This window comes from Pseudoalteromonas rubra (genome assembly GCF_000238295.3).
Lineage (GTDB): Bacteria > Pseudomonadota > Gammaproteobacteria > Enterobacterales > Alteromonadaceae > Pseudoalteromonas > Pseudoalteromonas rubra.
In genome coordinates this window covers 1-1,180 of record NZ_AHCD03000013.1, presented here as the reverse complement: position 1 = coordinate 1,180, position 1,180 = coordinate 1, and the positions used below count along the sequence as shown (strand labels likewise).

Annotated in this window: 2 protein-coding genes; one reads left to right on the top strand and one right to left on the bottom strand. The window is 38.4% G+C overall.

Going from position 1 to position 1,180, the window contains the following annotated elements; all coding sequences use genetic code 11:
* Positions 1-127: 127 nt before the first annotated feature.
* A complete protein-coding gene (locus PRUB_RS00070) occupies positions 128-844 on the top strand; it encodes a hypothetical protein (protein WP_155946386.1) in 717 nt (238 codons plus the stop codon).
* Between the two features lie 61 nt (positions 845-905).
* On the opposite strand, the gene PRUB_RS26350 is transcribed toward PRUB_RS00070, so the two are convergent.
* Positions 906-1,180, bottom strand: a 275-nt coding sequence (locus PRUB_RS26350) for a hypothetical protein (protein ID WP_206759877.1), incomplete at its 5' end; no start/stop codon positions are given.

Below are 1,180 nucleotides of genomic sequence, written 5' to 3'. Positions count from 1 at the left end.
TTGATTGGATGTCTGTGTTATTCCTGTGTTATTCAACCCCCAGTTAGGGGGATGGAAAGATGAAATCCACATGATAATTTTTAGACTGGCTTTAACCAATAACGCATATAAAAAAGAGATTTCGAAAATGAAAAAATCAGTCTTAGTAATGGCAATTGCATCAACTATATTAATGGTCTCAACTGCGAACGCTAAAGTAGGCATTGGTGGAGGTGGCTTGACTGGCCCTAAACCTAGTATTAATTCATTTAATGTTTCTATGAATCAGCGAAGCCATCCAGTTTATGCCTTTACTACTACACCACCCAGAACACCTGGTAATTCGATTAGTGCCAGCTGGAGTGTTAGTGGAACAAATAGCTGCAACTTCGAGTATCCAAATTCGTCCATGTCAGTTTCTACAAATTCGTTTGCGGTATTTTCTCTGGCAAATGAGTACGATCTGGTAAAATTAAAGTGTGCCAATAATAATGGCACAGTGTCTCGTTCAATTTCACTTGGAACCGTTCCCGGCTTGCCTGAACTAAAGGTTGAAGAAGTCAGTAGCATGTCGAAAAAAGTTGTGCCAATTAGTGGAAACCACTATGGTCCATATCATGCTCATGAATATACTATTATTTTTAAATCCAGAAATGCCATTTCATGTGATTACAAACCTATTGGTAGCGGGAAGTTTATAACCGAAAATCCGCGAGTTATTTCAACTGATGATACAACTCGTACCTGGTCTTTGAAGTTTAGGTATGGGCTAAATGAAAGTCCCACATTTGATATTGTTTGCGATGGATACCATCCCGTTTATGGCAACATTGTTAGTAGTAATGCGCTAAGATATTCAGAATAAGTATGCTTGAACCGATTAACTCTGTTATTCATCGGTTCTATCTGCCCAATATTTTATAAAGTTAGACAGAATTGATACTCGCAGACACCCATTCAAAAACTTCTAACACATGACAAGCCAGAAAAGGAACAGATAACAATGGATATCCATGTTTTTTCCCCCTCACTGAGCGCTGGTTTTGAATGGGTGTCTCTTTTAATACTCCTTTTAATACTCCAAATTTAGGACAGTTTTTAATTGGGTGTCCACGCACTTTTCTCGGCAGACATCCATTCCTACACTGAATAAAATCGCTCACTGAGCACTGCTTTTGAATGGGTGTCTCTTTTAATTTTC